Genomic DNA, 22,155 nt, shown 5'->3' with positions numbered 1-22,155 from the left:
CATCTTCGAAAATCTAGGTCGTTCCTGTCAATCGTCGTCGTCGTGATCCGGCTCGTCCTCTTCCCAGTCGCTCAGGTCGACGGGTTCGGCGGGCTGGATGGTCGATACCGCGTGCTTGTAGGCGAGCTGGACGTAACCGTCGCGCTCCAGCAGCGTACAGAACAGGTCGTAGGCCGCGATCCGGCCCTGGAGCATGACCCCGTTGACGAGGAACATGGTCACCTGAACCTCCGCCTCGCTCACCCGGCTCAGGAACACGTCCTGAAGCTGGCGCTGCTTGCGGCTGCCGTCTTGGCTGGAAAACTGCTCCGCATCCATCGCGGATGCCGGCATGATCGTGCTGATCGCGTGCTTGTAGACCAGCTGCGACTGGCCGTCGCGGCGCAGCAGCAGGCTGAAATTGTCGAACCAGGTGATGATGCCCTGCAGCTTCACGCCCTTGACCAGAAACACCGTGACCGGCGCCTTTTCACGCCGCAGCAGGTTGAGGAAGGAATCCTGCAGGCCCGGCTGCTTGTCGTCCGAAGCGCGGGCTCCGCGCGGGCGCGCGGGTGCTGGCCGCGTGGTCTTCCGCGCCGGTGCGGGCGCAGCCGCACTGGACTCGGCGGCGCTGGCGACTTCGTCGTCGGCGGCCTTGGGTTTGGTGCGAATGGAGAGCGTTTTTCCTTCGGGCATGACCCTGTTCCTATTGTTCTTGGCCATCCGCGCATACGGCACGGCTAGCGGGCGCTCGTATATCTGCGGCTGTCGCGCCCGGGGGAAGGCAACAACCGCCACTCAATCAAAAAATGCGCGCCGCGGCCTTGCGTTCCGGTAAGCGGAGTTCGTTAACTCCCGCAAGGGCGGAAGATGCGCGTTCAGCCGTCGTCCTTGCGATCGGTCATGCCGAGAATCTTCAGCTTTCGGTGCAGGGCCGAGCGTTCCATTCCGATAAAACTCGCCGTCTTGGAAATATTGCCCGAAAAGCGCCGGATCTGCACGGTGAGGTATTCACGTTCGAACTCCTCGCGCGCTTCGCGCAGCGGCACACCCATCAGGCTGGACAGGCCGATACCGCCCTTGACCCCGCCCTCGGTGATCTCGCCCGGCAGCATGTCCGGCTCGATAACGCTCATCTGGTCGCGCGGGGAGAGGATCACCGTGCGCTCCACCACATTGCGCAGCTCGCGCACGTTGCCCGGCCAGTCGTAAGCCTGCAGCGTCGCCAGCGCCTCCTCGCTCACCTCGGGCGGCGGAAGGCCCTGTTCGGCGGCATAGCGGGCGAAGAAATGGGTCGCCAGCGCGGGAATATCGTCGCGCCGGTCGGCCAGCGAGGGGATTTCCACCGGCACCACGTTGAGGCGGTAGAACAGATCCTCGCGAAAACGCTTTTCCTCGATTTCCTTCTGCAGATCGCGCGAGGTGGAGGAGACCACCCGCATGTCCACCCCGATCTGGCGGTTGCCCCCCACCCTCACGAAGCTCTGTTCGGTCAGCACGCGCAGGATACGGGCCTGGGTGGAGAGCGGCATATCCGCTACCTCGTCGAGATAGAGCGTGCCGCCGTCGGCCATTTCCAGCAGCCCGGGCCGGACCAGCTTGCCCTCCGCCTCTTCGCCGAACAGCTCCTGTTCGAACCGCTCGGGCGTGATCCGCGCCGAATTGACGATCACGAAGCCGCCTTCGCTGCGCGGACTCCAGCTGTGCAGCAGCCGCGCGGCGACTTCCTTGCCCGATCCCGCAGGGCCGCTGATGAGCACGCGGCTGCCCGTGCTGGCTACTCGCTTCAGCGTCGCGCGGACCTGGTTCACGGCGGCGGAATTGCCGGTGAATTCCTCGCCCGCACCGCCATTATCCTGTCGCAGCCGGGTGTTCTCCCGCCGCAGCCGCTCGGTCTCGGTCGCCCGCTCGACCAGCAGCAGCAGCCGCTCGGTCTCGAACGGCTTCTCGATGAAATCCATCGCACCGCGGCTGACCGCGGAAACGGCCGTGTCGATATTGCCGTGACCAGAGAAAATGATCACCGGGAGCTCCGGCTCGCGCGCCTTGATCGCATCGAGCACCTCAAGCCCGTCCATCGGGCTTCCGTGAAGCCACACGTCGAGCAGCACGAGGCTGGGCCGCCGTTCGTCGACCAGTCGCAGCGCGGTCCCGCTGTCACCCGCAACGCGGCATTCGTAGCCCTCGTCGCTGAGCACGCCGGAGACCAGATCGCGAATGTCGCGTTCGTCGTCGACGACCAGAATATCGAGCGCCATCAGCGCCTCCTTCCAAGGGTGTTCGGCATCATGCCGGCGTCTCTTCGGACGCAGGTTCTTCGGGGGTGCGGGCGAAGCGCAGGATCACCTGCGTGCCGCCATCGGGGGCCGGCGCGAAACTCATCTCGCCCCCGTGCTCCTCCACAATCTTGGTTACGATTGCGAGGCCGAGACCCGTGCCCTTCTCGCGCGTGGTCACGTAAGGTTCTGCGATCCGGTCGCGATCGGCGGGCAGCCCCACGCCATTATCGGTCACGCAGATATCGACCACGTCTTCGCCCGGCGCGATCGACACCGCGATCTTTCCGGCAAAGCCCTCGCCCTCTTCGGCGGCGCGCGCCTCGACCGCCTCGACCGCGTTCTTGAGCACGTTGGTCATCGCCTGGCCGAACTGATGGCGATCGCAGCTCAGCGGCACTTCGTCCTCAGGCGTGTCGAACGTGAAGGCGATGTCCTGATGCGCGACCTCTTGCAGGAAGACCGCCTGACGCACCAGGTCGAGAGCATTCTCGTCGCGGAAAACGGGCTTGGGCAGCCGCGCGAAGGACGAAAACTCGTCGACCATTTTGCGCAGCGCGCCTACCTGCCGCACGATCGTGCTGGTCAGCTCGTCGAACAGCGCGGCGTCATCGCCCACCTTGGTGCGGTAGCGGCGCTTGAGCCGCTCGGTCGCGAGCTGGATCGGCGTCAGCGGGTTCTTGATCTCGTGCGCGATCCGCCGCGCCACATCGGACCATGCGGCACGCCGCTGGTCGAGCAGTTGGCGGGTAATATCCTCGAAGGTAATCACCTTGCCGCCGGTTGCGGGCGCGATCCGCACTGCCAGCGTCAGCAGGTCTGCGCCCCTGTTCAGGGTCACGATGCCGCGATCCCCGCCCTGCTCCATCACCCCGGCGATCTGCGGGGAGATTTCGGCGAAGGCCCTCCCCCGCCCATCTTGCGACGGATCGTCGAACAGCAGCGCCCTAGCCGAGGTGTTCATCAGCTGGATCGTCCCATCCTCGTCGATCGAGACGATCCCGGCGGTCATCGATTCCAGCACTGCCTCGATAAAGGCACGCCGTTCGTCCAGCTCGCGGTTGGCGCGCATCAGATCGTCGGTCTGCGCTTCCAGCTGCGCGGTCATCCGGTTGAACGCGCGGTTGAGCAGGCCGATCTCGTCCGCCCCGGTGCGCCCTTCGACACGCAGCGAGAAGTTGCCCGCCCCCACCTTGCCCGCGGCGAGCACCAGATTGGTCAGAGGCTCGACCTGCCGGTCCGCGAAGCGCAGCGCGAACCACACCGCAAAGCCGACCAGCGCCAGTGAGACGAAGAACAGCGCCAGATTGAAACGCAGCTGCAAGGCGCGCGCGCGCTCTGTCAGTTGTTGATAGCGGGCGACCACGTCGGTCGCCTTTTCCCACTGGCTGAAGGACAGGGATTCATTGTTGCGTGCATTGTATAGGTAAATGCCCGCCTCGCGATCGATCGGGATGATGGCCTCCACCCGCATCGAGTTTGCCTGCACGACCTCGATCGCTCCATCGGCGAACTTCTTGAGGGCCTTTTCGCCTGCCAGCGCCGGCTGGTTGCCCTCGACCAGACCGATCGCGACAGCGGTGTTGACCGTGCCGTCCGGGAAAGCCTGCAGAATGGCGCTTTCGTTTATCTCGCGCCGCTGCATCTGGTAGTTGTAGTCTTCTAGGAAATCGCGATTGGCGAGATCGTCGGCCGCGCGTTCACGCAGTAGGTACAGCATGTCGCCCGCCATCGCGCGGGTCTCCTGCGACACATCGACTTGGTTCTGTTCGTAGTACCCGCGTGCCAGATTATTGGCGCTATCCATCAATCCGCGCGAGGAATCCGAAAACCAGAAGTCCACGCCCGACTGGAACAGGATCGCCGCAAACGTCGCCACCAGCAAAGTGGGCACCGCCGCGATGATGGAGAACACGAACACGAGCCGCACGTGCATCCGCGCGGTACTGCCCGCCGCCCGGCGAAGCGCCAGCCTGCGGCCCAGCAGCACGAGCAGCGCCATCGCCGGGATCAGCGTACCGACGAGGAGCATAGAGGTCTGCCGGGTGGGCAAGAGCTGGGTCTCGTCCGGAGTCTTGGCAAACGCGGTCCAGGTCGCGACGATCATGATTGCCAGCGCAACCCCGGCGCCGATCTCCAGCCAGCGGAACAGGTTCGCCCGACGCGATGCCACGACCATGCGCCGTGCGAGGCGCGATCCGCGTGGAGTTGTGCCGTCCGAAGCGCTCATCGTTGCCAGTTTACAACATCGCTGTTGCCATAATACAAGTTACAAACGCCGATACGTCCCACTTCGCGTCGCATTTTGGCAACGCTTCGTAGCCTGCATGTTTGCGGGACGGTGGGCTCAGGCAGCGTTGCGGACCAGGAAGGGTTCGTAGAAGCGCTCGATCTCGCCCAGCACCTGTGCGGGATCGTCGATGAAGTTGACCGCCTTGCGGAACTCGGACGAGCCGTAGAGGCCCTTCACATACCAGCCCAGATGCTTGCGCGCGATCTTCACGCCGACTTCGGGCGTGTAATGGTCGAGCATCCGGCGGAAATGCTCCACCACCACGGCATATTGCTCGTTCAGCGGCGGATCGGCGCGCTTTTCGCCCGTCTGCCACCAGTGCATCACCTGGCCGAGCAGCCACGGGCGGCCATAGGCACCGCGCCCGATCATCAGCCCGTCCGCGCCCGATTGCTCCAGCGCCCTGGCCGCATCGTCGATCGAGCAGATGTCGCCGTTGACGATCACGGGTATATTCACCGCGTCCTTCACCTTGGCGATAAACGACCAGTCGGCGCTGCCTTTATACATCTGGTTGCGGGTACGGCCGTGGACAGTGATCATCTTCACGCCCAGATCCTCGGCAATCCGCGCGAGTTCGGGCGCGTTGAGGCTGTCGTGGTCCCACCCCATCCGCATCTTCACGGTCACTGGCACATCGACCGCCTTGACCGTCGCTTCCATCAGCTTGGTCGCCAGCGGAACCTCGCGCATCAGCGCGCTGCCCGCCAGCTGGCCGACGACCTTACGGACGGGGCAGCCGAAATTGATGTCGATGATCGCCGCGCCGTTGCCTTCCTGCAATTTCGCGGCCTCGGCCATGCTCGCCGGATCGCAGCCGACCAGCTGCATGCTGACCGGCTCCTCGATCCGGTCCCACGCGGCCTTCTGCACGCTCTGGCGCGTCTCGCGGATCGCGGCCTCGCTCGCGATCATCTCGGTCACGTTGAGGCCCGAGCCGTAGCGGCGCACCAGCGTGCGGAAGGGCATGTCCGTCACACCGGTCATCGGCGCGAGGACCACGGGCGTCTCGACGCGCACGTCGCCGATGGCGATCGGCTTCGGGGCCGAGGGAGGGGTTGGTACTTGCATCATGGGGAAACGCGCCAAATAGTGGATTGCCGCGCTTCCCGCAAGCGCGTAGCCCTCTCGGCTCCATGCCATCCCCCGCACCAGCCCCCCGCTTCGCCGCGATTATCGTAGCCGCAGGCTCCGGCACACGTGCTGGGCAGGCGATCCCCAAGCAATATGTCCGCTGGCGCGGCAAGCCGGTGCTGCGCCACTCGGTGGAGCACCTGCTCGAAGCAGGCGCAGACCGCATCGTGATCGCGATCGCCCCCGATGCGAAAGACCTCGCCCGCGAGGCGACCGCCGGGCTCGAAAACATTCTGTTCGTCGAGGGTGGCGACACCCGCCGGGCCTCGGTCGCCTCCGGGCTGGAAGCACTCGCACTCGATCCGCCGGAAGCCGTGCTGATCCACGACGCCGCGCGCCCCTCTGTCCCGCTAGCTGTCGTTGAACGCGTGTTGAATGCGCTTGAGCGCCATGCTGGCGCGATCCCCGCCCTGCCCCTGGTGGACACCATCGCTCGCACGCAGAACGGGGTGATGACTGGGCAGGAAGACCGCTCCGCCCTGGCCCGCGTGCAGACCCCGCAAGCTTTCCGCTTTGCAGAGATTCTCACGGCGCACCGCGCGTGGGACAGCGAAACGGAACCGACGGATGACGCGCAGGTACTGCGCCATTCGGGCGGCGAAGTCGCCATCGTCGAAGGCTCGCAGCGCCTTGCAAAACTCACCTTCGCAGAGGATTTCGCGATGCAGGCACCACCCGTGCGGACCGGCACCGGCTTCGACGTTCACCGCTTGGCCGATGGCGAAGAGCTATGGCTCGGCGGCCTGAAAATCGATCACGATCAGGGCCTTGCGGGCCATAGCGATGCTGACGTCGCGCTCCACGCGCTGGTGGATGCCGTCCTCGGCGCAATCGGCAATGGCGACATCGGCACCCACTTCCCGCCCAGCGACGAACGCTGGAAAGGCGCGCGATCCAGCCAGTTTCTGGCCCACGCGGTCAGTCTGGCGAGCGAGGCAGGCTACCGGATCGGCAATCTCGACCTGACGATCATCTGCGAAGCCCCCAAGATCGGGCCGCACAAGGACGCGATGCGTGAGACAATTGCGGAAATCGCCGGTGTTCAGGCCGATGCGATCAGCGTAAAAGCGACCACTACCGAAAAGCTGGGCTTCACCGGCCGCGGCGAAGGCATTGCCGCACAGGCGGTCGCCACGCTGATCAGGGAGGATTTCTAGCGCATGACCGACATCCTGCTCCCCACCAATGTCGTCGAACTGGCCACTAAGGTGGTCGATGCGAACCGCGATGCGAACCGCACGCTCGTGCTGGCCGAAAGCTGCACCGGCGGGCTGGTGAGCGCGGCGATCACCGAAATTCCGGGGTCATCCTCCGTGCTCGATCGCGGCTTCGTCACCTATTCCAACGAATCGAAGATGGAGATGCTGGGGGTTCCGCAGGACATCATCGAAACCTTCGGTGCGGTATCGATCGCCTGCGTGTGGGCGATGGCGCAGGGCGCGCTTGCCAACAGCAACGCGGATGTCGCGGTTGCGATCAGCGGAGTGGCCGGCCCCGGCGGCGGAAGTGCGACCAAGCCGGTCGGCACGGTCGTGTTCGCGCGGGCCGTGCGCGGGCACGATGGCGAGCCTGAGGGCGAACTAAAATCCTTCGGCGACTTGGGCCGCGGCGAAATCCGCCGTCAGGCGACGCTGTGTGCGCTGGAGCTGCTATTGCCGTAGAGTTCGTGGGCGCGTTCCTCGAACGCGGCCATCATCCGGCGAAAGGCACGGTCGAAATAGGCCCCGGCCAGCCGCTCGAAAATCTTGTTCTTGAACGTGAAATCGACGCAGAAATCGATTTCGCATCCGCCTTCCACCGCGTCGAAACGCCAATCGTTCTGCAGGTCGCTCAGCGGGCCGTCGATATAGTGGACCCGGATACTCTCGGGCCGGTTTTTCTCCACCCGCGAGGTGAACTTCTCGCGGATCGCCTTGAAGCCGACGACCATGTCCGCAACCATCTCAGTCTCGCTGTCGGACTGGATCCGGGTCGCGATCACCCATGGCAGGAACTCGGGGTAACGCTTCACGTCGGCGACCAGATCGAACATCTGTTCGGGCGTGAACGGCAGCACGCGCTGCTGGTGGATGCCAGGCATCAGCGGCCTCCGGCGTTTCCGGTCTTGCGCGCCGCGTCGCGCTGAAGACGCTCTTCACGCGCTGCCTTCATCTGCGCGAAATCGTCGCCCGCGTGATAGCTGGATCGGGTAAGCGGGCTCGCCGCGACCTGCAGGAAGCCCTTCGCCCGCGCGATCGAACCGAACGCGTCGAACGCCTTAGGCGTGACGAAATCCTCCACCTTCGCGTGCTTGGGCGTCGGCTGGAGGTACTGGCCCATGGTGATGAAATCGACGTCGGCACTGCGCATGTCGTCCATCACCTGATGAACTTCGAGGCGCTGCTCGCCCAGGCCCAGCATGATGCCGGACTTGGTGAAGATCAGCGGGTCGTGCGACTTCACCTCTTCGAGCAGGCGCAGCGAGGCGTAATAGCGCGCACCGGGGCGGATCGTCGGGTACAGCCGCGGGACGGTTTCGAGGTTGTGATTGAACACGTCCGGCCCGGCTTCGCAGATCGCCTCGATCGCGGGGCGCATCTTGCCGCGGAAGTCGGGCGTGAGGATTTCGATCGTCGTGTTCGGAGTCTCGCGACGAAGAGCCTGAATCACCTTCACGAACTGCCCCGCCCCGCCATCGGGCAGGTCGTCGCGGTCGACGCTGGTGATGACGATGTGTTCCAGACCCATCTTGCCCGCCGCGACCGCGACATTCTCAGGCTCCATCGGATCGACCAGCCGGGGCATCCCGGTCTTGACGTTGCAGAACGCGCAGGCGCGCGTGCAGACGTCGCCGAGGATCATGACGGTGGCGTGCTTCTTCTCCCAGCACTCGCCGATATTGGGGCAGGCCGCTTCCTCGCACACCGTGTTCAGGCTGAGGTCGCGCATCAGACGGCGCGTCTCGTGATAGCCCTTGCTCACCGGCGCCTTGACCCTGATCCAGTCGGGTTTGCGCGGGCGCGGTGCGCGGTTGTCTTGCGGTTCGGGGGCGGAGGAGAGGTCGTTCATGCCCGCCATCTAGGAGCCTCGCCCGGCAGAGGCAATGCCGCGCCTTGCCAGTAGGCCTCCGCTCGCCCATGTGGCGGGCATGACCGAAGAGACCCTCAAGAATATCGCGCTGCTGATCGACGCGGACAATACCACGCCTAAGGGCATCGACCCGGTGCTGACCGTCATGGCCGAGCTCGGCCAGGTCAACATCAAGCGGGCCTACGGCAACTTCGCGAAGAACAACCTCGCCAACTGGGACAAGATCACCCACAAATACGGCATCCGTCCGCAGCAGCAGTTCGATCTGACGGCGGGCAAGAACGCGACCGACATGGCGATGACCATCGACGCGATCGACCTGCTGTATCAGGGCAAGGTCGATGGCTTCGGGATAATGAGCTCGGACAGCGACTTTACCCCGCTGGTCACACGGCTGCGCCAGGATGGGCTGGTCGTCTACGGCTTTGGTAGCACGAACAAGACGCCCGCCGCCTTCAAGAGCGCGTGCACGCGCTTCATCGATATCGACGCGCTGATCAAGGGCGCCTCCGATGAACAGGAAACGCCCAAGGCGCGCGCTGCGAAGGGCAAAGGCCAGATCGACGACGAACTGGTCGAACTGCTCGGCACCGCGTGGAAAGCGGCGAAGCGCGACGAAAACGGTTATGCGCCGATGGGCGAGGTCGGCAAGATCGCCGGCAACCGTTCCAGCTTCGACGTGCGCAATTATGGCTACAAGCGGCTGTCCGACCTGTTTGAGGCGATCGACGAGTTCAAGGTGGAACGGCGCGACAATAGCGGGATGTACGTCAAACGCCTGCGCTGATCTTATCACCGCAAGAGAAAAGAAAACGGCGCGGAAGGTCTCCCTCCCGCGCCGTTCCTTTATCGGCTTGAAAGCGGCTGAAATCAGCCCGCCTGCTGCTTGGCGTAAGCCGCCCACAACCTGGCGATGGACGCGCGCTGGCCCTGAACCTTGCCCAGAGTCTCCTGCGCCGCGGCATAATCACCTGCCTTGACCTGTGCGATCCCCAGGCGGGTCAGAGCGAGACTGCGATCGACATCGGGCCGTGTCAGCGCGAGCTCGTAAAGCTCGGCCGCCTTCGCACCATTGTCGAAGTTCAGGTAGGCATCACCTGCAGCAACCGCGAGGCTGGCCGACGCGCCGGATGCCTTGGCGTCGCTTTCAAGCGCTCCGAGGTCGGCCTTGAGACCGGCGGTACGCGACTGAGATTCGCGCTGTGCTTCTGCGACGAAGGTGTCGCTCGATTTGAGCTTGCCGGAAGAGATGCCCTCGGCGGTGACAGCCGCAACCTCTGCCGGAAGACGACGGAAGTTGGCCGCATCGATGTAGTCGGTGTAATCGCGCGCCTCACGCATTGCATTCGCGGCGCGCGCAAGACGCAGCAGGTCGAGCATTTCGGCATCAGACCACTGACCGAAATTACGCTGGATCGCGACCGCATCGGCCCACGTCGTCGCGCTCGGGTAGTATTTCACGAGCATCAGGCTGTAATTGATCGCGTCTTCAAACAGATCGTTGTTATAAGCCGTGGTAAGCCCGCGCTTGAGCAGGGTTTCATCCGGTGCGCCGCCGGCGGCAATCTGTTCGTTGATCTGGTCATTCACCGTTTGCAGCGCGGCGGTGAAATCGCCCTCCTCGCTGTAGGTTCGCGCGATCAGCGCACGTGCCTGCTCGACCTCGTAACCAAGCTCGATCGCCTTCTCGAAGCGTGCGCGAGCGGATGCCCAGTCCTGCGAGTTGAAGGCAAGCTGGCCGGCGACGTAGGTATACTGCGGCACGTTGGCCTCGGGCACCTTGCCGCTGTCGAGCATCATGTTCATGCCTTCGAGCTGCAGCGGGACATCGTTGAGCTTACCGCCAATGGTGTACATCGTGCTGCCGTAGAAAAAGCGTTCGTCATCGGTTTTGACCGTGTCCTTGGCAGCTTCGGCCTGCGCGCGCAGTGCGGCGTAATCGGGGTTTTCGCCCTTGATCGCCTCGTCGATCGGCTGGAACGCCGCAAGGAATTCCTTGGAAAACTTAGCCTGCTTCTGCGCATAGGCGGGCGTGGCGATCGCGGTCGCGCCGAGCGTGCCGACCGCCATCATCGCCGCAGCGATTGCGAACCCGGAACTCTTGGCGGGGAAAAAGGCAAACTTGGCCATACGTATCGTCTCTCCTGTTCAGCCGCGCAGTGTCGCGCAGCGTTTGTCATCTGCTTATCGGAATAACGCGCGGCCTATGCGATAGTGCCACGCCAACGTCCAGAGAGTGGCTGAAACCGGTTGAACCGAGGTTGAATGGGTGCTTCAGGTAAATCGACGCCCAACTCCGCAGAAAATGTGGAAAAACCGCCCTTCAATCCCCATGTCTGGCTGCCATTGCTGGCACCGCCGGACGCTTTCCCCTAGCCTTCCCCGACTGCGCGTCAGACGCATCCGAATAACAGACGGACCGGACATTCCTTGAGCGACGAAACCGACACCCTCACCCCGCCCAGCCCCATGGGCGAATATGACCGCATCGACATCGTCGATGAGATGAAGACCAGCTATCTCGATTACGCGATGAGCGTAATCGTCAGCCGCGCGCTGCCCGATGTGCGCGACGGTCTGAAGCCGGTCCACCGCCGGATCCTCTTCGCCAGCCAGGAAGGCGGCTTCGTCGCCGGGCGACCCTATCGCAAGAGCGCCAAGATCGTCGGCGACGTGATGGGTAACTACCACCCTCACGGCGACAGCGCGATCTACGATGCTCTCGCCCGCATGACGCAAAGCTGGTCGATGCGGGTTCCGCTGATCGACGGCCAGGGCAACTTCGGCTCCATGGACCCCGATCCGCCGGCCTCGATGCGTTACACCGAGGCGCGGCTCGAAAAGGTCGCCAACGCGCTGCTCGACGATCTCGACAAGGACACCGTCGATTTCGCGGAGAACTACGATGGTTCGCGCGAAGAACCGACGGTTCTGCCGGCGGGCTTTCCCAACCTGCTGGTCAATGGTGCAGGGGGCATCGCGGTCGGCATGGCGACCAACATTCCCCCGCACAATCTGGGCGAAGTGATCGACGGCTGCCTCGCCTTCATCGCCAACCCCGCGATCACCTCCGAAGAGCTGATCGAGTACATTCCCGGCCCCGATTTCCCCACCGCGCCCCTGATCCTGGGCCAGTCGGGCGCACGCTCGGCTTACCTGACCGGTCGCGGTTCGATCATGATGCGGGCGCGGCACGAGGTCGAAACCGGGCGCAATGATCGCCAGTCGATCGTGCTCACCTCGATCCCCTATCAGGTCGGCAAGAACATGCTGGTCGAGAAGATCGCCGAGGCCGCGAAGGACAAGCGGATCGAAGGCATCTCCGACATCCGCGACGAATCCAGCCGCGAAGGCGTGCGCGTGGTCGTGGACCTGAAGCGGGATGCCTCGCCCGAAGTCGTGCTCAACCAGCTGTGGCGCTATTCCCCCGCGCAGGCGAGCTTCCCGGCGAACATGCTGGCGATCCGTGGCGGGCGGCCCGAAGTGCTCGCGCTGCGCGACATCATTCAGGCGTTCATCAGCTTCCGCGAACAGGTCATCACCCGGCGCACCAAGTTCGAACTGAACAAGGCGCGCGACCGGGCGCACATCTTGCTTGGCCTGGTGGTCGCGGTTTCCAACATGGACGAGGTTGTCGCGATCATCCGTGGCGCCGCAAACCCCGCCGAGGCGCGCGGCAAGCTGCTGCGCAAGGAATGGCCGATCGGCGATATCGCGCAGTACATCGCGCTAGTCGAGGCGATCGAGCCCAGCTCCGACGAACACGGCGGCACCTACCGCCTGTCCGAACGGCAGGTGAAGGCGATCCTCGACCTGCGTCTGCACCGCCTGACCGCGCTCGGCCGCGACGAGATCGGCGACGAGCTGAAAGAACTCGCGACCAAGATCGAATACTACCTCTCGATCCTCGCCGACCGGCGCAAGCTGTACCAGGTCATGCGCGAGGAATTGCAGGCGATCCGCGACCAGTACGCGACGCCGCGCATGTCCGAAATCGCGCCCGCATGGGATGGCGTCGACGACGAAGACCTGATCGAGCAGGAAGACATGGTCGTCACCGTCACCCATGGCGGTTACATCAAGCGCACCCCCCTGCACGCCTTCCGCGCCCAGGCGCGCGGCGGCAAGGGCCGCAGCTCGATGGCCACCAAGGACGAGGATGCGGTGGTCGAGATGTTCGTCACCAGCACCCATAATCCGGTGCTGTTCTTCACCAATACGGGCCGCGTCTATCGCCTGAAGGTATGGAAGCTGCCCGAAGGCAGCCCGACCACCAAGGGCCGCCCGATGGTCAACCTGCTGCCGCTGGGCGAGGACGAGCGTGTGACCAACGTGCTGCCCCTGCCGCAGGACGAGGCCGAGTGGAGCAAGCTCAACATCGTCTTCGCGACCGAACAGGGAATGGTCCGCCGCAACTCGATGGACGCCTTCACCAGAATCCCGTCCAACGGGAAATACGCGATGGGCTTCGTCGAGGACAGCGGCGACCGACTGATCGGCGTGCGCCTGCTGAACGAGGATCAGGAGATTTTCCTCGCCTCCGACGCGGGCAAGGCGATCCGCTTCGCCGCCACGGACGCGCGCGAAACCAAGAGCCGCACCGGCATCGGCGTTCGGGGCATGAAGCTGAAGGAAGGCGACAAGGTCGTCAGCCTCGCCGTGCTCCACCCGCTCAGCCACGACATGGAAACGCGCGAGGCCTACCTTCGCGGCGCGGTGTGGAAGAACAACGACACCGACCACACGCTGGATACCGAGCTGGCGCAGGAGATGGAGGAGAACGAAGAGTTCATCCTCACCCTTACCGCCAATGGCTACGGCAAAATATCCTCGGCCTACGAATACCGTACCATCGGGCGCGGCGGCCAGGGCATTACCAATATCGGCGAGCCTAGCGATTCCAAGCGCAACGGCCCGGTCGTCGCCAGCTTCCCCGTGCGCCACGGCATGCAGCTGATGCTGGTGACCGACCAGGCCAAGCTGATCCGCCTGCCGATCGACTTCCGCCACCTGATTCCCGACGGGTTCGTAAACCACAAGGGCTGGTCGATCTACGGCCGCGGCTCCTCGGGCGTGAAGGTGTTCGACGTCGCCAAGGGCGAACAGATCGTCGGCGCGGCGCGGATCGACGAGGATGCCGATCCGGAAAACGAGGCCGAAGAGGCGATCATGGACGAACGCATGGCGCGCGAAGACCAGACCACCTCGCCGCACACCACGCTGGACCGGGACGATCCGACACCCACGGATGTCTAGGGCGTAGTCCCGCTCCCAGACAAAGCCCGCTCGCCCTCGAACACATCGGGGCGAGCGGTCGCTGGAAGGGCGACTGGTTTACCGCCGGAACCGGCGCAGCGTCTGCACCACTCCGGTCGCGATCAGGAATTGTCCGACGTAGTATGTCGGCCAGACCAGCAGGTCGGGCAGCGGCGCGAGGTCGTACGGGCCAAGGCGGCTGAAGATCAGCCAGTCGGACACGACGAACAGCAGCGCGCCCAGCCCCACCCGCGATTGCGGGAACAGGCTTAGGCACGCGGCCATCGCCATCCCGCCCAGCGCGAGGCCGTAGAGCCCGATCAGGATGTCGCCACTCAGCCACCAGGCAACCAGCGGAACGCCAAGAAACAGCAGCGTCGTCACCCAGGTACGTGCCACACTCGGCTCCGGCCGCAGGTAGCGGCGGTAGAACAAAATCGCGACGACGTGGCTAGCAAAGAACGCCACGCCCCCCGCAATGAACGACAGCTCGATCGCGAGGTCGCCCAGAGCGCTCAAAGCGAGCGCGAGAACGAACAGCCCGGCCCTCAGGCCCTTTGTCCGCTGCGCAGCATAAAGTGCGAGGAAGCCCACCGCGCTGGTCTTGATCGCCATCAGCCAGACCCCGCCCAGCGCAGTCTGCTCGAGCAGCGGCAAGGCGATTGCCGCAATCAGGCTCAGGACAAGCCAAGGGCGATACTGGACGAGGGCACGGCGCGGCATGGCCCGTCTCTAACGCGGGTGCCGCGTACTCGCCACATGCTTTGAACTTTTGCAGTACTGCGCCTAGGTGCGCTGGCAATGACACATGACGTACACATTATCGGCGGCGGTCTCGCGGGCAGCGAGGCGGCGTGGCAATTGGCGCAGGCGGGGCTGAAGGTTCGCCTGTCGGAAATGCGCGGCAGCGGCGAGATGACACCCGCGCACCAGACCGACGGACTGGCCGAGCTGGTCTGCTCCAACTCCTTCCGCTCCGACGACAGCGACAAGAACGCGGTCGGCCTGCTGCACGACGAAATGCGGCGGCTGGATTCGATCGTGATGTCCGCTGGCGAAAAGGCGCGCGTGCCCGCTGGCAGCGCGATGGCGGTGGACCGCGACGTCTTTTCGGCAGAAGTCGAACGCAGGCTGGCCGAGCATCCCAACGTCACCGTGGTGCGCGAACGGGTCGATACGCTGCCCGATGCAGGCCTCGCCATCGTCGCGACCGGGCCGCTGACGGCGCAGAACCTCGCACAAAGCATCGTGCAGGCGACCGGCGAGGATCGGCTGGCCTTCTTCGACGCCATCGCCCCGATCGTCCACCGCGACTCGATCGACATGAGCAAATGCTGGATTCAGAGCCGCTGGAACAAGCGGACTGAGGCCAGCAACGAGGATGGCGACTATATCAACTGCCCGATGACCAGAGAGCAGTACGAAACCTTCGTGCAGGCGCTGATCGACGGCGATAAGACCGAGTTCAAGGAGTGGGAGGCCGACACCCCCTATTTCGACGGCTGCATGCCGATCGAGGTGATGGCATCGCGCGGTGTCGAAACGCTGCGCTACGGACCGATGAAGGGCGTCGGACTCGACAACCCCTACGACACCACCGAGGAACATCCGCAAGGCCGCTGGCCCTATGCGGTCGTTCAGCTGCGGCAGGACAACAAGCTGGGCACGCTTTGGAACATGGTCGGGTTTCAGACGAAGCTGAAATACGGCGCGCAGGTGGAGCTGTTCCGGACGATCCCCGGTCTGGAGAACGCTGAATTCGCGCGGCTGGGCGGGCTGCACCGCAACACCTTCATCAACTCGCCGCTGGTGCTCGACCGGCAATTGCGGTTGAAGAACGCGGCCCACATCCGCTTCGCCGGACAGATCACCGGGTGTGAGGGCTATGTCGAAAGCTCGGCGATCGGCTTGCTCGCTGGACTGATGGTGGCCGCCGAGCATCGCGGCGAGGACTGGTCCCCTCCCCCGCGCACCACCGCGCTCGGCGCTCTGCTGAGCCACGTCACCGGCGATGCCGAGGCGGAGACCTTCCAGCCGATGAATGTCAATTTCGGGCTCTTCCCGCCGCTCCACGAAGTGAAGAAGAAACAGCGCAAGGAAGCCTATACCAGACGCGCAAAGGCGGATCTGGGCGAATGGCTTGCCGCGCGCGCGCGCGTGCCTGCCTAGCAGCTACAGCGCGGTTTTTTCTTCGGTTTGGGCGCGGTGGTTGCGAACTCGGCCTGCGTCAGCACGCGGTCGCCATCCGCGTCGGCACCCTCGAACTTGTCGACGGTCGCCACTGCCCATTCCTCGAAATCGAGTAGGTTGTTGCCGTCCTTGTCCAGCTTGCGAAACGCATCGCTGCGGGTCGAGAGCATCTCGTTGCGGGTGATCTTGAGGTCGCGATTGCGGTCGTAGCGGAAGAAGCGCCGCTGTTCGCGGGTCAGCTCGGTCGCTTCGGGAGGAGCCGGGCCGGTAAGGTCGGCCGGATCGGCCTGGGGCAGCGCGTCCTCTGCCGGAGTTGCAGCAACGTCAGGCGGCGGCGGAGCGGCCTCTTCCACCTGCGCGCGGCCCTGCCACCAGAAAATCCCGACACCCGCCAGGATCAGCCCCAGCACTGCACCCAGCACCACGCGATCCATCAGTCCTCCCCCTTCGATACCCTGTCAGCGGCCTAGCATACCCGCCCGCACCGCCGCGAGGAAATCTCCGCCTGCCGACATCATTGGCCTGCCCGAACGCAGGCTGCGCAAGCCCTGCGTGCCGAGTACGGCGAAGGGCCGCAAGGCACGCGGCAGCCTGGGCGGCGTCTGGTCGAGCAGTCCCTGTCCCCGCGCCACAGCCCGCACGCGTTCGGCATCCTCGGGCGTGGAGCAATGCTGCGCCAGATCGGCGTAGGACCACAGCAGCGCGGTATGATGGGGGAGCGGAGGTCCCGGCTCACCCAGCGCCGCTGCGGCGAGCGCCCAAGCATCGGCACGACCTTCGCCGAACGCGGTAATCGCCTCCTCGGTCAGCGGACCTTCGGCCAGCAGCGCCTCCCACCCGTCGACCAGCGATGCCAGTTGCGAGACATCCGCATCCCACGCCGCAAGGCGGGCCAGCAGCGGCTCCCCCTTCGGCCAGTCGCTGCGATCCTGCGCGAAGCGGTCGCGCCACCAGGCGAGCTTCAATTGCGCGATGATCGGCTCGCTCGCCTGCCGCACCGCATCCGCCAGCCGCCGGTCGAGCGCGAACAGATCGTCGAATACCGGCCGCGCATCGCGCGGGGCGTAGGCCAGCGCCAGCGTAAGCGAAGGGTCCGCTGCCGGACCTGATTCTCCCTCGGTTCGTGCGCTCGCCATGGCACGCCAATGCGCGGCTCTTAACCTCGCTTCAACCCTGATCGGTCAAAGCCCGACAACCACTGGTAGGTTAAGCGGAAGGATGATGGCGGTTAACCATCGTCCGACACGCAAGCCACAAGACGGGACCACGAGAATGACGGGGAAAGGGCAGGCATGAATTTTCTGACGCGCCTGCGCCGTAATATGGCGGGCAATACCGTCGCCATCGTCGCGGCCGCACTCGTGCCGCTGGTCGCGCTGATCGGCAGCGGCGTCGACATGAGCCGCGCCTACATGGTGGAATCGCGTCTCCAGCAGGCGTGCGACGCGGGCGTGCTTGCCGGTCGCAAGGAAATGGGCAACAGCACCTGGACCACTGCCGCTGCGAACGTCGCCTCCGAATATTTCGAGGTCAACTACGCCAGCGACTACCTCGGTTCGCAGGACGTCAGCTTCGTACCGACCAACCCTTCCGGCACGACAACGGTCGAGGGGACCGCCTCGGTCCGCCTGCCCACGGTCATCATGCAGTTCTTCACGTTCAGCGAGCTCAACCTCGCGGTCGACTGCGCGGCGCGCTACGACGTCGGCAATGCGGACGTGACCTTCGTGCTCGACACGACCGGCTCGATGGCATGCCCGAGCGATGCCGATACGAGCCAGTGCAACTCTTATCTCAGTTACTATAATAGCTACGCCGACAAGGAAGGACGCGCCTACGGCAGCCTGTCCAGAACTTCGCGGATGAGCGCGCTAAAAGACGCGATTGACAGCTTTTACAACACGCTCGCCACAGCCTCCGCTGGTAGCGGGGGCCGCATCCGGTACTCATTCGTGCCATACACCGGTACGGTCAACGTAGGCAGACTGCTGCCGCAGAACTACATCGTCGACAGCCATGCCTACCAGTCTCGCAAGAACGAAGTGACCGGTACGACGCCGGCGCAATGGGTTGTGCACCGCACGGAAGCCGTGTGCTCCGGCTGGTGGAATTGCTGGGTTAATCCCAACGCCGGACAAAACTGCACCTCGCGCTACTACACCTATCACAACACCAGTATTCGGGGGGAAAACGCGACCACCTTCTCGGGATGCATCTGGCGCGATTACCATGAGGGAACCAATACCTACAATACGGTCTACCGGCAGGTCACGCACCCCACGTCGAGTTACAAGACCTTCTCAGCCACTCCCGACCCGACGGGTGTGACAAGCGACAGCTATACATGGGAAGGCTGCATCGAAGAGCGCGATACGGTCGCCTCGGACTCGGTCACTTTCAACGCGAGCACCAAGACCTTCAGCCCGAACGGGCTTTACGACCTGGATATCGACAGCGCGCCGAGCAATAACGCAACAAAGTGGAGGCCTTATTGGCCGGAGGTCGTGTTTTATCGCGATCCAAACACTACGCAGTCGAACACTCCAGGGTACCCGGACGGGAAGCCACAGATAAGCTGTCCATATCAGGCGGAGCTTCTCGGGACCTACGACTCTCTCTCGGCATTGCGGAGCTACACAAACAATCTCTCCCCCGATGGCGGTACCTACCATGATATCGGCTTGCTGTGGGGGGCCCGGGTCAGTTCCCCCCAAGGCATCTTCTCCAGCACCGTGAACGCCGCCCCATCCAACAATAGCTACGTCGGTCGGCATATCGTGTTCATGACCGATGGCGAACTGTCTCCCGGCCCAACCTATTACAATGCATACGGGATCGAGCAGCACGACGGCCGGATCACCGGCATGCAAACGTCGAACAGCCAGACTGCGATCAGGAACGAACAGCACACCCGGCACACCCGCCGCTACAAAGAGCTGTGCAAGGCGATCAAGGCCAAGGGTATCCGCCTGTGGGTGGTCGCATTCAACACCACGCTGACCACCGACATGACCGAATGCGCCAGCCCTAACAGCAGCTACACCGCGAACAATTCGGGCGCGCTCAACGACGCATTCGGCCAGATCGCCGAAGAAATTGCCGACTTGAGGCTGGTCGACTGATGCTGGCGCGCGCTCTCAACCGTCTGCGCCGCGACACGCGTGGCTCGACCATCGTCGAGTTCGCCATCATCGCGCCGTCCTTTATGATCCTGCTGATGGGCGTGTTCGATCTCGGCCAGGCGGTCTACCTGCGCGCGGTGATGAATGGCGCGATGCAGGAGGCCGCGCGCGATTCCACGCTGGAAAGTGGCCCCACTGCGGAAGCGGCCATCGACGGGATGGTTGAAACCCGCGTCCAGCATGTGTTGCGCAGCGCAGAACTCTCTTTCGATCGCAAGAGCTACTACGACTTCACCGACATCGAGCGGGCAGAAGCGATCAATGACGATAACGCCAATGGCGAATGCGACGCGGGCGAAACCTTCGAAGACGAAAACGGCAATGGAAGCTGGGATTCCGATGTCGGCAGTGGCGGTTTCGGCGGCGCGCGCGATATCACGATGTACACCGTCACCGCGACCTACGATAAGCTGTTTCCGCTCTACGGTCTGCTTGGTCTGCCCCAGGAAGCCAGCATCGAGATGAGCACGGTGCTCAAGAACCAGCCCTACGCCCAGCAGAATGGCAAGGCGGTGCCGGAGACCGAGCCATGCTGACCTCCCTCCCCCCTGTTCCCGCGCGACTGCGCCAGTTCGGCCGCCGCCTCAAACGCCTGCGCCGCGACAATCGTGGCCTCGCGCTGATCGAATTCGCGATCAGCCTGCCGATCTTCCTCGGCCTGGGCATGTTCGGGATCGAGCTGGCCAATTACGCGGTGACCAGCATGAACGTCAGCCAGATTTCGCTGACCATCGCGGATAACGCCGCCCGGATGGGCCAGACCTCGTCGAGCAGCACGACCAAGACCATCTACCGGTCGGACGTCAATTCGATCTTCGCCGGCGCAGCGAAGCAGGGCGAAAACATCGACCTGACCGAGCATGGCCGGGTCGTGCTCTCCAGCCTGGAGACGGTTGGCGTTCTCGACAAGCAGCTGATCCGTTGGCAGCGCTGCACGGGTTCGGCTGCCTACGCGTCACGCTACGGGCCGGAGCTTACCAGCGAGGTCACCGATCCCAGTTTCACCGGGATGGGCCCAACGGGCCGCGAGATCCGCGCGCCGGTCGGCGATGCGGTGATGTATGTCGAGGTGTTCTACGAATATCAGGGGCTGTTCGGCGACATGTTCCTCGGCAACCGCGTGATCAGGCACGAAGCCGCCTTTCCGATCCGTGACGACCGAGACCTTCTGCCCGGTGTCGCAGATGATGGCGCGCCCGATCCCGTCTGTGCCCCTGTGCCCGCGCTGCCCAATCCCTTTCGCGACAACGCTGCCGCCGGTGTTTGCCATACAACCGCTTTCGACGGCTACCACTGTCACTGACGAGAAGTGGCAGGAACCGTGCGCTGATGGGCGGCGTGGTGGGGCGCCCTGCCGGCGCCCCTACTCCTCGACGTAGCAGACCTTCTTCACCGCCTTCACGATCCGGTCCGTATCGATCAGCGCCATCGCCTCCAGATTGGCGGCGTAGGGCAGCGGCACGTCCTCGTTGTTGACCCGCGTCACCGGCGCATCGAGATAGTCGAAGCCTTCTTCCATGCAGATCGCCACGATCTCGCTGGCGATGGAGCAGGTCGGCCACCCCTCTTCGGCGACCACCATACGATTGGTCTTCTTGAGGCTTTCGAGCACCGTTTCCTTGTCCAGCGGACGCAGCGTGCGCAGGTCGATCACTTCGGCATCGATCCCGTCTTCCGCCAGCTTCTCCGCCGCTTCGAGCGCCAGCCCGACCGCGATGGAATAGCTGACGATAGTCACATCGCTACCCTCGCGCACGATCCGCGCCTTGCCGATCGGCAGCACGTAATCGTCCAGCTCGGGCACGTCGAAGCTGCGACCGTAGACCAGCTCGTTCTCAAGGAAGACGACCGGGTCTTCGCTGCGGATCGCGGCCTTCATCAGCCCCTTGGCGTCGGCCGCGTCATAGGGCGCGATCACGATCAGGCCGGGAACGCTGGCGTACCAGGGCCCGTAGTTCTGGCTGTGCTGCGCGCCGACGCGGCTGGCCGCGCCATTGGGTCCGCGGAACACCACCGGACAGCGCATCTGGCCACCAGACATGTAATTGGTCTTCGCCGCCGAGTTCACGATGTGATCGATCGCCTGCATCGCGAAGTTGAAGGTCATGAATTCCACGATCGGGCGCAGGCCGCCCATCGCCGCGCCCGTGCCGAGCCCGGCAAAGCCATATTCGGTGATCGGCGTGTCGACGACGCGCTTGTCGCCGAATTCGTCGAGCAGCCCCTGCGTCACCTTGTACGCGCCCTGATACTGGGCGACTTCCTCACCCATCACGAACACGCGCTCGTCGCGGCGCATTTCCTCGGCCATCGCATCGCGCAATGCCTCGCGCACGCTGGTCGAAACCATGTTTGTGCCCTCGGGGATCGCGGGATCGCTGGCCGGGGAGCGGGTCGGCTTTTCCGCCGTCTGCGTCACTTCGGCTTCGGAAGGTTCGCGCCCCACATCCTTGCCTTCGCCCTCGACGTCTTCCTTCTGGTCGGACGAGTTATCGGACTTCGCGGCGGGCGCTTCGACATCGCCGACATCCTCGCCCTCATCGGCCATCATCGCGATGACCGTGCCGACGGAAACGCCTTCGGTGCCCTCATCGACGAGGATCTTCGCCAACGTGCCTTCGTCGACCGCTTCGAATTCCATCGTCGCCTTGTCGGTCTCGATCTCGGCGATGATGTCGCCGATTTCGATCTTGTCGCCTTCGGACTTGAGCCACTTGGCGAGCGTACCCTCCTCCATCGTCGGAGAGAGCGCGGGCATCTTCAGTTCGGTCGCCAT

Annotated in this window: 19 protein-coding genes; 8 read left to right on the top strand and 11 right to left on the bottom strand. The window is 64.1% G+C overall.

Annotation, left to right across the window (positions count from 1 at the left end):
- Positions 1-27: 27 nt before the first annotated feature.
- From hfq to dusB, 4 genes are all read right to left on the bottom strand, one after another.
- The gene (gene hfq, locus VO57_009625; protein ID XBL68400.1) at positions 28-675 is read right to left on the bottom strand and encodes an RNA chaperone Hfq; all 648 of its coding nucleotides are present in this window, start codon (positions 673-675) and stop codon (positions 28-30) included.
- Between the two features lie 182 nt (positions 676-857).
- Positions 858-2,237 carry a sigma-54 dependent transcriptional regulator gene (locus VO57_009620; protein XBL68399.1) on the bottom strand — a complete coding sequence of 460 codons (1,380 nt, stop codon included), beginning with the start codon at positions 2,235-2,237 and terminating at the stop codon, positions 858-860.
- A 28-nt stretch (positions 2,238-2,265) separates the two neighbouring features.
- Positions 2,266-4,485: an ATP-binding protein gene (locus tag VO57_009615; protein XBL68398.1), complete on the bottom strand. Its 2,220-nt coding sequence runs from the start codon at positions 4,483-4,485 to the stop codon at positions 2,266-2,268.
- A 117-nt stretch (positions 4,486-4,602) separates the two neighbouring features.
- Positions 4,603-5,622 carry a tRNA dihydrouridine synthase DusB gene (gene dusB, locus VO57_009610; protein ID XBL68397.1) on the bottom strand — a complete coding sequence of 340 codons (1,020 nt, stop codon included), beginning with the start codon at positions 5,620-5,622 and terminating at the stop codon, positions 4,603-4,605.
- Between the two features lie 62 nt (positions 5,623-5,684).
- On the opposite strand from dusB, the gene VO57_009605 reads away from it, so the two are divergent.
- Together VO57_009605 and VO57_009600 are read left to right on the top strand one after the other, a co-directional pair.
- Entirely contained in the window at positions 5,685-6,839 is a 1,155-nt protein-coding gene (locus VO57_009605; GenBank protein XBL68396.1) for a bifunctional 2-C-methyl-D-erythritol 4-phosphate cytidylyltransferase/2-C-methyl-D-erythritol 2,4-cyclodiphosphate synthase, read from the top strand.
- A 3-nt stretch (positions 6,840-6,842) separates the two neighbouring features.
- Complete coding sequence (locus VO57_009600; protein XBL68395.1) at positions 6,843-7,343, top strand: CinA family protein; 501 nt, start codon at positions 6,843-6,845, stop codon at positions 7,341-7,343.
- Here VO57_009600 and VO57_009595 read toward each other — a convergent pair.
- Together VO57_009595 and lipA are read right to left on the bottom strand one after the other, a co-directional pair.
- Positions 7,304-7,762, bottom strand: a complete 459-nt coding sequence (locus tag VO57_009595; protein XBL68394.1) for a type II toxin-antitoxin system RatA family toxin — start codon at positions 7,760-7,762, stop codon at positions 7,304-7,306. The genes VO57_009600 and VO57_009595 overlap by 40 nt on opposite strands.
- Positions 7,762-8,730 (bottom strand): lipoyl synthase, encoded by a 969-nt coding sequence (lipA, locus tag VO57_009590; protein ID XBL68393.1) that lies wholly within the window; start codon positions 8,728-8,730, stop codon positions 7,762-7,764. Before lipA ends, VO57_009595 begins: the two co-directional genes overlap by 1 nt.
- Before the next feature lie 79 nt (positions 8,731-8,809).
- Between lipA and VO57_009585 the strand changes: the two genes are divergently transcribed.
- On the top strand, positions 8,810-9,538 hold the full coding sequence (locus VO57_009585) for an NYN domain-containing protein (GenBank protein ID XBL68392.1): 729 nt from the start codon (positions 8,810-8,812) through the stop codon (positions 9,536-9,538).
- A gap of 83 nt (positions 9,539-9,621) precedes the next feature.
- On the opposite strand, the gene VO57_009580 is transcribed toward VO57_009585, so the two are convergent.
- Positions 9,622-10,881 carry a hypothetical protein gene (locus tag VO57_009580; protein ID XBL68391.1) on the bottom strand — a complete coding sequence of 420 codons (1,260 nt, stop codon included), beginning with the start codon at positions 10,879-10,881 and terminating at the stop codon, positions 9,622-9,624.
- Positions 10,882-11,181: 300 nt separating this feature from the next.
- Between VO57_009580 and gyrA the strand changes: the two genes are divergently transcribed.
- Positions 11,182-14,007, top strand: a complete 2,826-nt coding sequence (gene gyrA, locus VO57_009575; GenBank protein XBL68390.1) for a DNA gyrase subunit A — start codon at positions 11,182-11,184, stop codon at positions 14,005-14,007.
- Between the two features lie 78 nt (positions 14,008-14,085).
- On the opposite strand, the gene VO57_009570 is transcribed toward gyrA, so the two are convergent.
- Positions 14,086-14,730 carry a lysoplasmalogenase family protein gene (locus tag VO57_009570; protein ID XBL68389.1) on the bottom strand — a complete coding sequence of 215 codons (645 nt, stop codon included), beginning with the start codon at positions 14,728-14,730 and terminating at the stop codon, positions 14,086-14,088.
- Between the two features lie 78 nt (positions 14,731-14,808).
- On the opposite strand from VO57_009570, the gene trmFO reads away from it, so the two are divergent.
- Entirely contained in the window at positions 14,809-16,176 is a 1,368-nt protein-coding gene (trmFO, locus tag VO57_009565) for a methylenetetrahydrofolate--tRNA-(uracil(54)-C(5))-methyltransferase (FADH(2)-oxidizing) TrmFO (GenBank protein ID XBL68388.1), read from the top strand.
- On the opposite strand, the gene VO57_009560 is transcribed toward trmFO, so the two are convergent.
- Positions 16,173-16,631 carry an EF-hand domain-containing protein gene (locus VO57_009560; GenBank protein XBL68387.1) on the bottom strand — a complete coding sequence of 153 codons (459 nt, stop codon included), beginning with the start codon at positions 16,629-16,631 and terminating at the stop codon, positions 16,173-16,175. The two genes, trmFO and VO57_009560, sit on opposite strands and share 4 nt — an antisense overlap.
- A gap of 24 nt (positions 16,632-16,655) precedes the next feature.
- Positions 16,656-17,333, bottom strand: coding sequence for a hypothetical protein (locus tag VO57_009555; GenBank protein ID XBL68386.1), 678 nt, complete (start codon positions 17,331-17,333; stop codon positions 16,656-16,658).
- 156 nt (positions 17,334-17,489) lie between these two features.
- Between VO57_009555 and VO57_009550 the strand changes: the two genes are divergently transcribed.
- The 3 genes from VO57_009550 to VO57_009540 are packed head-to-tail and all read left to right on the top strand — an operon-like array spanning position 17,490 to position 20,682.
- Positions 17,490-19,319 (top strand): TadE/TadG family type IV pilus assembly protein, encoded by a 1,830-nt coding sequence (locus tag VO57_009550; GenBank protein ID XBL68385.1) that lies wholly within the window; start codon positions 17,490-17,492, stop codon positions 19,317-19,319.
- A complete protein-coding gene (locus tag VO57_009545; GenBank protein XBL68384.1) occupies positions 19,319-19,915 on the top strand; it encodes a TadE family protein in 597 nt (198 codons plus the stop codon). The genes VO57_009550 and VO57_009545 overlap by 1 nt, the downstream gene beginning before the upstream one ends.
- Entirely contained in the window at positions 19,909-20,682 is a 774-nt protein-coding gene (locus VO57_009540; GenBank protein XBL68383.1) for a TadE/TadG family type IV pilus assembly protein, read from the top strand. Before VO57_009545 ends, VO57_009540 begins: the two co-directional genes overlap by 7 nt.
- A 60-nt stretch (positions 20,683-20,742) precedes the next feature.
- On the opposite strand, the gene VO57_009535 is transcribed toward VO57_009540, so the two are convergent.
- Positions 20,743-22,155, bottom strand: coding sequence for a pyruvate dehydrogenase complex E1 component subunit beta (locus tag VO57_009535; protein XBL68382.1), 1,413 nt, complete (start codon positions 22,153-22,155; stop codon positions 20,743-20,745).

It is taken from the genome of Citromicrobium bathyomarinum (assembly GCA_001306305.2).
GTDB classification, from domain to species: domain Bacteria; phylum Pseudomonadota; class Alphaproteobacteria; order Sphingomonadales; family Sphingomonadaceae; genus Alteriqipengyuania; species Alteriqipengyuania bathyomarina.
Note: the sequence above shows the minus strand (reverse complement) of the source record. Positions and strands in the feature narration are given on the sequence as shown.

Excerpts from the sequence above, each read along its gene's own strand:
- VO57_009570 (XBL68389.1), bottom strand. The coding sequence starts at position 14,730 with ATGCCGCGCCGTGCCCTCGTCCAGTATCGCCCTTGGCTTGTCCTGAGC.
- VO57_009600 (XBL68395.1), top strand. The coding sequence starts at position 6,843 with ATGACCGACATCCTGCTCCCCACCAATGTCGTCGAACTGGCCACTAAG.
- VO57_009605 (XBL68396.1), top strand. The coding sequence starts at position 5,685 with ATGCCATCCCCCGCACCAGCCCCCCGCTTCGCCGCGATTATCGTAGCC.
- lipA (XBL68393.1), bottom strand. The coding sequence starts at position 8,730 with ATGAACGACCTCTCCTCCGCCCCCGAACCGCAAGACAACCGCGCACCG.
- dusB (XBL68397.1), bottom strand. The coding sequence starts at position 5,622 with ATGATGCAAGTACCAACCCCTCCCTCGGCCCCGAAGCCGATCGCCATC.
- VO57_009595 (XBL68394.1), bottom strand. The coding sequence starts at position 7,762 with ATGCCTGGCATCCACCAGCAGCGCGTGCTGCCGTTCACGCCCGAACAG.
- VO57_009540 (XBL68383.1), top strand. The coding sequence starts at position 19,909 with ATGCTGACCTCCCTCCCCCCTGTTCCCGCGCGACTGCGCCAGTTCGGC.
- trmFO (XBL68388.1), top strand. The coding sequence starts at position 14,809 with ATGACACATGACGTACACATTATCGGCGGCGGTCTCGCGGGCAGCGAG.
- VO57_009585 (XBL68392.1), top strand. The coding sequence starts at position 8,810 with ATGACCGAAGAGACCCTCAAGAATATCGCGCTGCTGATCGACGCGGAC.
- VO57_009545 (XBL68384.1), top strand. The coding sequence starts at position 19,319 with ATGCTGGCGCGCGCTCTCAACCGTCTGCGCCGCGACACGCGTGGCTCG.
- VO57_009535 (XBL68382.1), bottom strand. The coding sequence starts at position 22,155 with ATGGCGACCGAACTGAAGATGCCCGCGCTCTCTCCGACGATGGAGGAG.
- VO57_009620 (XBL68399.1), bottom strand. The coding sequence starts at position 2,237 with ATGGCGCTCGATATTCTGGTCGTCGACGACGAACGCGACATTCGCGAT.
- VO57_009560 (XBL68387.1), bottom strand. The coding sequence starts at position 16,631 with ATGGATCGCGTGGTGCTGGGTGCAGTGCTGGGGCTGATCCTGGCGGGT.
- VO57_009580 (XBL68391.1), bottom strand. The coding sequence starts at position 10,881 with ATGGCCAAGTTTGCCTTTTTCCCCGCCAAGAGTTCCGGGTTCGCAATC.
- VO57_009550 (XBL68385.1), top strand. The coding sequence starts at position 17,490 with ATGAATTTTCTGACGCGCCTGCGCCGTAATATGGCGGGCAATACCGTC.
- VO57_009555 (XBL68386.1), bottom strand. The coding sequence starts at position 17,333 with ATGGCGAGCGCACGAACCGAGGGAGAATCAGGTCCGGCAGCGGACCCT.
- hfq (XBL68400.1), bottom strand. The coding sequence starts at position 675 with ATGCCCGAAGGAAAAACGCTCTCCATTCGCACCAAACCCAAGGCCGCC.
- VO57_009615 (XBL68398.1), bottom strand. The coding sequence starts at position 4,485 with ATGAGCGCTTCGGACGGCACAACTCCACGCGGATCGCGCCTCGCACGG.